The organism is Reyranella soli, assembly GCF_007992495.1.
GTDB classification, from domain to species: domain Bacteria; phylum Pseudomonadota; class Alphaproteobacteria; order Reyranellales; family Reyranellaceae; genus Reyranella; species Reyranella soli.
The window spans coordinates 1-10,909 of the sequence record NZ_BKAJ01000241.1 but is presented as its reverse complement, the minus strand read 5'-3'; the positions used below and the strand labels follow the sequence as shown (position 1 = coordinate 10,909).

General features: G+C 66.0%; 11 protein-coding genes. 2 read left to right on the top strand and 9 right to left on the bottom strand.

The annotated features are described in order from the left end of the window. A partial coding sequence (gene bla / locus RSO01_RS43825) for a class A beta-lactamase (protein ID WP_147156922.1) occupies positions 1-696 on the bottom strand: 696 nt, incomplete at its 3' end. A 115-nt stretch (positions 697-811) separates the two neighbouring features. Here bla and RSO01_RS43820 point away from each other — a divergent pair. Together RSO01_RS43820 and RSO01_RS43815 are read left to right on the top strand one after the other, a co-directional pair. Continuing rightward, positions 812-1,300, top strand: coding sequence for a hypothetical protein (locus RSO01_RS43820; RefSeq protein ID WP_147156921.1), 489 nt, complete (start codon positions 812-814; stop codon positions 1,298-1,300). 10 nt (positions 1,301-1,310) lie between these two features. Further along, the gene (locus RSO01_RS43815) at positions 1,311-2,120 is read left to right on the top strand and encodes an N-acyl homoserine lactonase family protein (protein WP_147156920.1); all 810 of its coding nucleotides are present in this window, start codon (positions 1,311-1,313) and stop codon (positions 2,118-2,120) included. Between the two features lie 63 nt (positions 2,121-2,183). On the opposite strand, the gene RSO01_RS43810 is transcribed toward RSO01_RS43815, so the two are convergent. From RSO01_RS43810 to RSO01_RS43775, 8 genes are all read right to left on the bottom strand, one after another. Continuing rightward, positions 2,184-4,061: a bifunctional sugar phosphate isomerase/epimerase/4-hydroxyphenylpyruvate dioxygenase family protein gene (locus RSO01_RS43810; RefSeq protein ID WP_147156919.1), complete on the bottom strand. Its 1,878-nt coding sequence runs from the start codon at positions 4,059-4,061 to the stop codon at positions 2,184-2,186. Next, on the bottom strand, positions 4,058-4,945 hold the full coding sequence (locus RSO01_RS43805) for a shikimate dehydrogenase (protein WP_147156918.1): 888 nt from the start codon (positions 4,943-4,945) through the stop codon (positions 4,058-4,060). Before RSO01_RS43805 ends, RSO01_RS43810 begins: the two co-directional genes overlap by 4 nt. Before the next feature lie 11 nt (positions 4,946-4,956). Further along, entirely contained in the window at positions 4,957-5,694 is a 738-nt protein-coding gene (locus tag RSO01_RS43800) for an ABC transporter ATP-binding protein (protein WP_147156917.1), read from the bottom strand. A 1-nt stretch (position 5,695) separates the two neighbouring features. Then, positions 5,696-6,439 (bottom strand): ABC transporter ATP-binding protein, encoded by a 744-nt coding sequence (locus tag RSO01_RS43795; RefSeq protein WP_147156916.1) that lies wholly within the window; start codon positions 6,437-6,439, stop codon positions 5,696-5,698. Further along, on the bottom strand, positions 6,436-7,404 hold the full coding sequence (locus RSO01_RS43790; RefSeq protein ID WP_147156915.1) for a branched-chain amino acid ABC transporter permease: 969 nt from the start codon (positions 7,402-7,404) through the stop codon (positions 6,436-6,438). The genes RSO01_RS43795 and RSO01_RS43790 overlap by 4 nt, the downstream gene beginning before the upstream one ends. Continuing rightward, positions 7,401-8,279, bottom strand: a complete 879-nt coding sequence (locus RSO01_RS43785) for a branched-chain amino acid ABC transporter permease (protein WP_147156914.1) — start codon at positions 8,277-8,279, stop codon at positions 7,401-7,403. The genes RSO01_RS43790 and RSO01_RS43785 overlap by 4 nt, the downstream gene beginning before the upstream one ends. Before the next feature lie 161 nt (positions 8,280-8,440). Further along, on the bottom strand, positions 8,441-9,580 hold the full coding sequence (locus RSO01_RS43780) for an ABC transporter substrate-binding protein (protein WP_147156913.1): 1,140 nt from the start codon (positions 9,578-9,580) through the stop codon (positions 8,441-8,443). Between the two features lie 71 nt (positions 9,581-9,651). Then, positions 9,652-10,599, bottom strand: coding sequence for a LysR family transcriptional regulator (locus RSO01_RS43775; protein WP_147156912.1), 948 nt, complete (start codon positions 10,597-10,599; stop codon positions 9,652-9,654). Between the last annotated feature and the right edge of the window lie 310 nt (positions 10,600-10,909).

The window sequence follows — 10,909 nt, the reverse complement described above, 5'->3', positions numbered from 1 at the left end:
GCCGGTCTTGTCGCCGACCTTCCAGTCCGCAGGGATGCCGGCACGCAGGCGGCGGGCGCCCGTCTTGCTGGCGAGCAACCAGCCGATCAACTGATCTCGCGAAGATGCCGACAGGGCGTCTCCGATCAGCAGGCGCTGCATGGTGTCGAGCATGGCGACGGGAGTCGTGGTATCGCGCGGATCGCCGGGCTTCGCCTCGTTGAGTTCAGTTTCGATGCGATCGAGGCGCGTCGTCCGATCTCCCAGCGACCGCGCATAGGTGGTCAGCCCGGCCGGCCCGCCGAAGCTTGCGAGCATGAGGTTGCCCGCCGTGTTGTCGCTCAGCGTCACGGCGGCCTCGCAGATCTCCGCCATCGTCATGCCGCCGAGACCGACATGCTGCTTGGTCACCGGCGAATAGGTGACGAGGTCCCTGTCGGTGAAGAAGACGCGGCGATCGAGCTTCTCCTCGCCGCGATCGACGCGGGCCAGCACGAAGGCTGCGGCCAAGAACTTGAAAGTGCTGCACAGCGGGAAGAGTTCTTCGGCGCGATGGCCGACGCGACGGCCGCTCGCCGTATCGATCGCCGCGACGCCCAGTCGGCCGCCGTTGCGGCGCTCGAGCTCGGCCAGCCGGGATGTTGCATCGTCGGCGAAGGCTGGAAGGGCCAGCAACGGAGCAGCGAGGAAACCGCGGCGCGCGATCGAAGCAGGCATGTTCTCTCCATTATTTGAGGGGAATGCCTGAATCGCCAAACTTTGTGGCGCGGGAATGGCTTATCGGATGCAGCTTCCATGCGCTAAGCTCCAGGCCACTACAACGGGGGACGTAATGATTCTGGGTATGTCGGTCGAGACGTTCACCTTCGTGCACGTCGTCATCAGCCTGGTCGGCATCATGACCGGCTTCATCGTCGTGGCATTGATGCTCCAGAGCGCGCCGATCGCCGGCTGGAATGCCTTCTTTCTCATTTCGACGATCCTCACCAGCGTCACCGGCTACTTCTTTCCCATCAAGGGACTGACGCCGGGGCTCGTCGTCGGTGCGATCTCGCTGGTGATTCTGGCCGTGGCTCTCTACGCGATCTACGGCAAGAAGCTCGTTGGGCCATGGCGCAAGGTCTATGTCGCGACCGCGGTCGCCGCGCTCTACCTCAACTTCTTCGTGGCGATCGCCCAGTCGTTCAACAAGTTCGCCTATCTCAACAAGTTCGCGCCGACCGGCTCCGAGCCGCCCTTCGCCGTGGCGCAGGGCATCGTGCTGATCGGGTTCATCATCCTGGGTATCGCGGCGGTGCGACGCTACCGTCCGGTCGATTGAGGAGGAAACCATGCTGAAGACGGGACTTGTCGGTCTGGTTCTGGCTGCATCGTTCGGGCTGGCCAACGCCCAAGCCCAGACGGGCACGGCCGATCGGCTCTACGCCATGGATTGCGGCAACAATGCCGCGACCGACCAGTCACGCTGGTCGCCCGGCGTCAATGTCGGCAAGCCGATCGAGCTTTCCGACAACTGCTACCTGATCCGCCACGGCTCGGACTGGCTGTTGTGGGACACCGGCTATCCCGATGCGATCGCCGAGAAGCCGGTCACCGGTCCGCTCGGCACGGCAACGCGCGCCAAGACTCTGGCCGCGCAACTGGCCGAGGTCGGCGTCAAGCCGGCCGACATCAAGTACGTCGCGGTCTCGCACCATCACGGCGACCATATCGGCAATGTCGACATGTTCCCCGACTCGACGCTCCTCATGCAGAAGGCCGAGTTCGACTTCGCCTTCGCCACCGACAAGAAGCCGCCCTTCAAGGCCGAGCGGCCGATCCGCAAGCTCGAAGGCGACCTCGACGTGTTCGGCGACGGCAGCGCCACCATCATCTCGACGCCGGGCCACACGCCCGGCCACCAGTCGTTGCTGGTGCACCTGCCCAAGACCGGCTGGCTGATCCTTTCGGGCGACGCCATCCACTTCAAGGACAACTGGGACAACAAGCGCGTAGCCTCGATGAACACCAGCGCCGACCAGACCCAGGCCTCGTTCAAGAAGATCGAGGCGTTGATGGCCGACAAGAAGGCCCAGCTGTGGATCAACCACGATAAGCCGCAGAGCCAGGCGCAGAAGCGGTCGCCGCAATTCTACGATTAGTCATACGCGGACCTGGGCGCATTCACATGCGCCCAGGGCGTCCCGCCCGCGGTCCGCGTATGACTAGAGCGGGCGGCCGCCTAGCCTCGCCTGCGCGGCCAGCCGGATGGGGGCGTTGACCGCGCCGTACCCGCGATAGCCGCGGCGCTCGACGATCTCGAAGAAGAAGCGGTCTTCGATGGTGTTCGTGTAGACCTGGAAGTACTCGGCATCGCCTTCGCGGTCGTAGAAGATGTTGTGCGCCTTCAGCGTGTCGATCAGCTCCATCGTGAGCTCGCTCTTGGCTTCCAGGTCGTCGTAGTAGTTCTCGGGCACCGGCAGGAGCTTCACGCCGTTGGCTTCGAGCTGGCGCACTGTTGTCAGAAGATCGTCGGTCGAGAGCGCGATGTGCTGCACGCCCGAGCCGAAAGCTTCCGACAGGAAGCGCGAGGTCTGCGTGCGCCCGGACTGCGAGCCGTTCAACACCAGGCGCAATCGGCCGTCGTCTGACTGAACCACCTGGCTCTTCACCAGGCCGCCCGGATCGAGCACGTCCTGCGCCGGCGTCTTATCGACCTCGAGCAGCGAGGTGTAGAACAGGAGCCAGCTCAGCATCTCGTCGTAAAGCATCACCTGCTGGAGGTGGTCGACCCGCTGCAGGCCGGCATCTCCCTTGTCCGAGCCGTCCGCGACCGCGCGGAATTCGATATCCCACACACGAGCCAGGTCGGTCTTGGGATCGATGAAATAGACCAGGCTGCCGCCCAGGCCGCGCACCGCAGGAATCTCCAGCTCGCCCGGTCCGACGGCCTGGCGGAACGGCATGTCGAGCAGGAGCTGGGCGCGGTCGAGCGTGGCGGCGGCATCGTCGACGCGCAGGCCGAGCGCGCAGACCGACGTGCCGTGGGTGATGTTGTAGGAGTGGGCGAAGCCTTCCTTCTCGGTGTTCACCACAATGTTGATGTCGCCCTGGCGCCATCGCGTGACCTGCTTGGAGATATGCTGGCCGGCGCGGCGGAAGCCCAGCCCCTGCAGCATGCTCTCGAAGGGGACGGCGGCCTGATCGTCCAGGGCGAACTCGATGAACTCGACGCCCAGGCACTTCGCTCGTGGCGGCATCGGTGTCAGGCCGGCGACGGTATGGCCCGAGCGCGCGTGCAGCCGGTCCAAAAGATAGATCAGCGAGCGATGGCCATCGACCGCCACTTGGCGCGTCGAGCCGCTGCGGAACTGGTCGTTGAAGATCTCCAGCGAGAACAGGCCGTCGAAACCGGTGGCAGCCAGCGCGTCCATGAAGGAGTCGAGGGGGAAGTCGCCCTGCCCCGGGAAATTGCGGAAGTGCCGGCTCCACGACAGGTAGTCCATGTCGAGCTTGGGCGCGTCTGCGGCCTGCACGAGGAAGATGCGATCACGCGGGATGGCGCGGATGGCGGAGAGATCCGTGCCGCGCGCCAGGATGTGGAAGGTATCGAGCACCAGGCCGACCGCCGGATGATCGGCGCGCCGCACCGCTTCCCAGGCGTCGCGGTAGTCGTTGATGTGCCGGCCCCAGGCCAGCGCCTCGAAGGCGACCCGCATGCCGCGGCGGGCGGCTCGGTCGCCGAGCTCGCGCAGATCGGCAGCGGCGCGGTCGATGCCGCCCAGGCTGTCGGGCGAGACGTTGGAGCAGACCATCAGCAGGTCGCAGCCCAGCGCTTCCATGACATCGAACTTGCGCTCGGCGCGCGTGAGCGCGCGCTCGCGCAAGGCCGGCGGCATGCCCTCGAAGTCGCGGAACGGCTGGAAGGTGATCGTCTGCAGCCGGTAGTCCTCGATCATGCGCCGGACATCGGCGGGCGAGCCGTTGAACGATAAAAGGTCGTTCTCGAACAGCTCGACGCGCTCGAAGCCGGCATTGGCGATGGCCTCGAGCTTGTCGTCGAGCCCGCCGCTCAGGCAGACCGTAGCGATGGCTGTCTTCATTTCGGTCCTCCCGTCGAAGAAGCCGCGTCGCGGGCGGCGCAGGCCGTCTCGAAGGTCCGCTTCATGCGCGCGACGTCGGGCACGAGACCGGTGAAATGGCGGAAGGCATCGACGGCCTGGTGCACGCACATGCCGCCGCCATTCATGGTGCGGCAGCCCTTCTTCTGGGCGGCCAGCACGAACTTGGTGTCGATCGGCGTGTAGATCACGTCGGCGACGAAATGATGCCTCTGGACCAGGCGCACCGGCAATGGCAGGCCGGGATAGCCGGTCATGCCGACGGGCGTCGCATTGACAATGCCGGCGACCTGCTCCGCGGCCGTTTCGGGATCGGTCAAGAGCTCGCAGCGATCGGCGCCGAAGCGCATGATGAGATCGGCGCAGAGCCCGGTGGCGCGGGCCTGGTCCTGGTCGTAGATGCGCACCGTCGAGGCGCCCAGCGCCATCAGCGCCACAGCGACCGCGCGCCCTGCCCCGCCGGCGCCCAGCAGCAGCACCGGCTGGCCGCGGACGGCGTCGGCGCCGAAGGTCTCGATGAAGGCCTGGCGGAAGCCCGAGCAATCGGTGTTGTGGCCGGTGGTGCGGCCGCTGTTGTCGAACACCACCGTGTTGACCGCGCCGATCTCCGTCGCCTCGGTCGAGACGGCATCGAGCAGCGGGATCACTGCTTCCTTGAACGGATGGGTGATGTTGACGCCGGCGAAGCCCGCGGTGCGGGCAGCAGCCAGCAAGTCTTCGAGACGCCGGCCCTGCAGGGTCGCAACATCCATCAGATGGTAGTGGCCTGAGACGCCCGCCGCTGTGAACGCGTCCTCATGCAGCGCCGGCGCCAGCGACTTCTGGATGTTGGTGCCGATCAGGCCGACGAGCATGCGTGAGGTCATCGCGGTCTCTCCTATGTCGCTGGGGCCAGTCCGCCGCCCAGGAAGAGCTGGGCGATGCGCGGGTCGGCCAGGATGTTGGCGGCGGTGTCCTCGATGCGGGTCTGGCCCTGCTCCAGCACCAGGCCGTAGTCGGAAATGGCCAGCGCCTGACGGGCATTCTGCTCGATCATCAGGATCGACACGCCGGCACTGCGAAGGTCCTTCAGGATCGAGAAGACCTCCTGGACCATCAGGGGCGACAGGCCGATCGAGGGCTCGTCGATCAGCATCAGCTTGGGCTCGAGCAGGAGGCCACGTGCGACCTCCAGAAGCTTCTGCTGGCCGCCCGACAGGGTCGAGGCCTGGGCGTCGGCCTTCTCGCGCAGCATTGGGAAGCGCGCCATCATCTCGTCCATGCGGCCGGCAAGCCGCGAGGTGTCGCTGAGCGCCACGCCGCCCAGTTCGAGATTGTGGCGGACCGACAGCTCCGGGAAGAGGTTGCGGCCCTGCGGCACGTAGCACATGCCGGCATCGAGCATGCGGCGCGGCTCGTGCGAGGTCGTGTCGGCGCCGTCGAAGGTGACGCGGCCAGTGCGGACGCTCAGAAGGCCGAATACCGTCTTGAACAACGTCGACTTGCCGGCGCCGTTGGGGCCGATCACCGTCGTGATGGCGCCGCGCCGGATGGCGGCGCTGACACCGTTCAGGATCGTCATCTTGCCGTAGCCGGCGACGACGCTGTCGAGGGTAAGAATGGCTTCCTGGGTCATGTCAGTGTCCCAGATAGGCTTCGATCACCAACGGATCGCGCCGCACGTCAGCGGGCGCCCCCTCGGCGATGATACGCCCCTCGGCCAGCACGATCAGCCGCGAGCACAACGCCATGACGAATTCCATGTTGTGCTCGATCACCACGAAGGTAACGCCGGTCTCGCGGTTGATCGCCTCCAGCCGCTCGCGCAGGTCGGCCAGCATGGTGAGGTTGACGCCGCCGGCCGGCTCGTCGAGCAGCACCAGGCGCGAGCCCGACATGAAGGCCATGGCGGCGTCCAAGAGCTTCTGCTGGCCGTAGGACAGGCTGCCGGCCGTCTCGTCCTCGAGCCGTCGCAGGCGGAAGAAATCGAGCATGCGGTCGGCCTCGGCGCCGAGGCCGGCGTCGCGCGGTCCGAACAGCCGCGACAGGCGCGAGCCGCGATGCTCCTGGCCGGCCAGGATCAGGTTCTCGCGCACCGTCAGCTCGGGAAAGACCTGCAGGAGCTGGAAGGTGCGGCTGACGCCCAGGCGATTGAGGCGCGAGGGCCGCAGCCCTGTCACGTCGCGGCCGTTGACGCGCACGCTGCCGCGGTCGGGCACGAGCTGGCCCAGGATGCAGTTGAACAGCGTCGACTTGCCCGAACCGTTGGGTCCGATGACGCCGAGAATTTCGCCGTCGCGCACGTCGAAGGAGACGCCGCGCACGGCCTGCACGCCGCCGAACGACTTCTCGATGTCGCGGACCTCGAGCAGCGCCGTCATAACCGCGCCTTTCGGGTCAGCAGGCGCGTCGCCAGGCCGACCATGCCGCCGGGGAAGAACGCCATCATGACCATCACCAGCACGGCGTAGATCAGCAGGTACCAGGTCTCCCAGGCGCGCAGCCATTCCGGCAGCAGCACGGCGATGCCGGCGCCGACGAAGGGCCCGAGGAAGGTGCCGCTGCCGCCGATCACCACCATCAGCATGAACAGCAGCGAGGGTCCGAGCGCGAACGGGCTGGGATCGATGAACTCGACCAGCGGCGCATAGAGGCTGCCCGCCATGCCGCCATAGGCGCAGCCCAAGGCGAAGGCGAGCAAGGTGTAGAGCCTGACATCGATGCCCAGGCTCTCGGCGCGCAACGGGTTCTCGCGCAGGGCGGTGAAGGCGCGGCCCCAGGGCGATCGCACGATCCACCACAACACGAAGGTCATGATCGAGGCGATACCGAGCACGAACCAGTAGAAGCGGACGTGATTGCGCAACGGCCAGCCGAGGAACGACGGACGCTCGATGTCGCGGATGCCCATGACGCCGCCGGTGATCCACTCCTCGTTACGGAACACCAGCCAGCACAGGACCGAGAAGGCCAGCGTGACGAAGGCGAGATAGTGTTTCTGCACCCGCAAGGCCGGGAAGCCCAGCGCAATGCCGATGGCGAAGGTCAGCAGGCCCGAGGCCGCGAAGGCCACGCCGAACGGCATGCCCGCCTTGGTGACGATGGCCGTCAGATAGGCGCCGATGCCGACGAAGGCGGCCTGGGCCAGCGTCTCCTGGCCGGCATAGCCCACGATCAGGTTGACGCCCATCGCCGCGATCGCCGTCACCAGCCACAGGGTGAGGATGTAGGTGCCGTAGCGGCGCAGGCCGGGATACGGCACGCCGATGTCGCTGAGATCGACCGGCACCAGGGCCAGCAGCACCAGCAGGGCCAAGCCGACCAGCAGCGAGGTGCGCGTGCTCATACGGCGCGCTCCTCTTTGCGACCTAATAGGCCTTGCGGGCGGAACAGGATGACCAGCACCAGCAGGATCAGGGGGATGGCCTGACGGTAGGCCGTCGAGACATAGGCGGCGGCGAGATTGTCCAGGACGCCGATCAAAAGGCCGCCGGCGATGGCGCCGCGCACCTGGTTGAAGCCGCCGACGATCGCCGCCACGAAGGCGATCAGGCCGAGCGTCTCGCCGTTGGAGAACTTGGCCAGGTAAATCGGCGAGACCAGCAGCGAGGCCATGGCGGCGAGCGCGGCATTGATCAGGAAGGTGTAGAGGATCATGCGCTCGACCGGGACGCCGAGGATGCGGGCCACGGTCGGGTTCTGCGCCGTCGCCTGCATCTGCCGGCCAGTGCGCGTGCCGGCCAGGAACCATTGCAGCAGCACGATGGTGACCAGCGCCACCGCCAGCACGCCGAGCTGGGCCAGCGACACCGAGACACCGGCCACGGTGATCAGCGTGTCGGGCAGCAAGGTCGGGAAGGTCTGGGCCTCGGCGCTATAGAAATCCTTGACCGATTCCTTCAGCAGGATCGAGAGCGCGATGGTCGAGATGACGAGCGGCAGCACGCCGCGACGGATCAGCGGGCCGACGATGACGTAGCGGAAGGCCACGCCGAGCAGCAGCATCGAGCCCAGGATCGCAAGCAGCAGCGAGGGCACGAACGGCACGCCGAACCAGCGCATGGCGATCAGCGCCAGGAAGGCCGGCACCATGACGAACTCGCCCTGCGCGAAGTTGATGGTCTGCGAGGTCTGCCACAGCAGCGTGAAGCCGATCGCCGCCAGGGCATAGATCGCGCCGGTCGCCAGGCCCGAGATCAGGAGTTGGAGGAAGTCGGTCATTGCGCAGCTAGGAAGATAAAGGTCATGTCGTCCTGAGCGCAGCGAAGGACCTCATCGCCGCTTGCAACTGGCATGAGATCCTTCGCTACGCTCAGGATGACAGCCTTGCTTGGGCCACTCCTCTCCGCTGTGTAGCAGCGGAGAGGAGAAGCGTTGCTGGATCACTTGTTCAGCTTCGGCAACGTCTCAGTAATGACCTGCTTGCCGTCCTTGACCTCGCCCAGGAACGAGATGCGGTCGATCTCGCCTTTGTCGTCCCAGGTCGCCTCGATCAGGATGCCGGGCACCTTGTCGGGGGTGATGGTCATGCCGTGCAGGGCCGCGGCGATCGCCTTGGCATCGAGCTTGCCCGCCTTCTCGGCCGCCGCCTTGATCATGTAGGGCGCGATGTAGCCTTTCACGCCGTTATGGTCGGGCTTGGACTTGTACTTGGCCTCGTACTTCTTGCCGAACTCCTGGATGGCCGGCACCGGCGCGTCGACGGTGAGACCGACATGGCCCTTCACGCCGTTGGCCGCGTCGCCGGCCAGCTCGATCACCTTCTGGCCGAGCAGCGTGGTCTCGCCGATCAGCGGTTTGTTCAGGCCCTGCTTCTTGGCTTCACGGAGAAAGCGCGCGCTCTCCTCCTCGTTGAGATAGACGAAGATCGCGTCGGCGTTGGCGCCCTTGAGCTTGATGACGTCGGCCGCGAAGTCGGCCTGGCCGGCCTCGGTCGAGATGTCGGCCACGACCTTGATGTCGCGCGCCGCCAGCTCCTTGGTAATCGCGTCGCGACCGCCCTTGCCGAAGTCGTTGTTCACATAGACGACGGCGACCGTCTTGGCCTTCACCCCATCGCGCAGGTAATTGGCGATCTTGGGCATCGACACGTTCTGGCCGAACGACGTGCGGAAGATGTACTTGGAGCCCTGGGCCGTCAGCGGGCCCGCCTCGCCGCCCATCACCTGCGGCACCTCGGCGTCGGCCGTGAGCTTCAGCGTGGCGCTGACCGAGCCCGAATAGATCGGCCCGAAGATGGCGATCGGCTTGTCGTCCAGCGCGCGCTGCATGGCGGCGCGTGCCTTGCCGGGATCGCTCGCAGTGTCGATGAACTCGAGCTTGATCTTCTTGCCGAGAATGCCGCCCGAGGCGTTGATCTCCTCGACGGCCATGCTGGAGCCGTTCTTCCACATGGCGCCGACGGTGGCGCCGCCGCCCGAAAGCTCGATGATGTTGGGAATGACGATGTCCTGGGCGAAGCCGGCAGGCGCCCACAGCCCGCCAATGGCGAGGCCCGCCACTGCCAGAGTCTTGCGCAACATGATGTGCTCCTCGTTCTTGGTTTGCGTTTCCCCGCGTCATTGATGCCGCACGCGAAAAGTAACGTCTATTATCAAGACCTACGATTATGCAAACCTGAAGTTATTTTTCGGTGGGGTGCAGCTTTTCCGGCATGCAGCATTTCCATTTCCCGCCGCAGTAGCGTGATGAAGTGCTCACAATAGCTCGACAGAACCGCATCGCGACGGAACGCGATGTAGGTCTGGAACTCGGTCGATTCGACGATCGGCAAGGCGACAATACCTTTCCAGTTATCGGCAGCCAAGGTGAACTCGTCGATCACGGCGATGCCCAGCCCGCGCCCGACCAGGGCGCAAACCATGGTCCCGAAGCGCGCCTTGATCGTGACGTCGTAGGTGAGGCCAAGGCGCGCAAAGATGCCCGCCATCAGCCGCCCGTAGGGATCGTTGGGATCGATGCCGATCAGCGGATGGCGCACGATGTCGGCGGCCGAGAGGCGGCTCCTGCGCGCCAGCGCATGGCCTTCCGGCACGATGCAGAACAACCGGCCCTTGGCCAGCGGCTCGAAGGTCAGCATGGGATGGTCGAAGCGCGAGCTCATGGCGACGGCCTCACCCTTGCCCAGCAGGATGTAGTCGAGCGCCTCCTCGAACTTCAGCACATCCATGTCGATCAGCAGGTTCGGGAAGCGCTTGCGCACGCCCTCGACGGCGCGCGGGACCATGACGTTGGAGATGCTGGGCACCGAGCCCACGCGCAGCTCGGAGTCCGCACCTTGCGACAGGCGGCGGATGACGTATTGCAGATCGCCGACCTTGTCGTAGACGGCGTTCAGCTGGTTGAAGAGGTCGCGTGCCTCGGGGCTCGGCGTATAGCGGCCGTGCCGCCGGCTGAACAGCTTCAGGCCGAGGGTGGTCTCGGCATGCTTCATCACGCGGCTGACGCCCGGCGAGGAGACGTTGAGCAGGCGCGCCGCACCGCCCACGGTTCCGGTCACCATGATGGCCCTGATGACCTCGATCTGGCGCAGCGTCAGCATCCCGGCCGAGCATAAGCCAGGCGGGGGCCGCTATCGACGGGCAGCATCCGGGGATAGACTGCGGGGATGAGGTTGCGCTTGGACTGGCTGCATGCCTTGCACGCCGCCGTTTTCGGACCGGCCCGAGAGCAGGCGCGGCAGCGGCCAATCTATATCGGCATCGGCTACTGCCCGGCCTGCGATGGCCTACGCGCCTCGAACAGCCTGAGCTGCAATCACTGCGGCAGCACCGCCCCGGTCACCGCCGACGCTTGACTGCGCTGGCGCTCCGCCGCGTTGCGGCGGATTTCGCGGTGATCTTCGCTGGGGG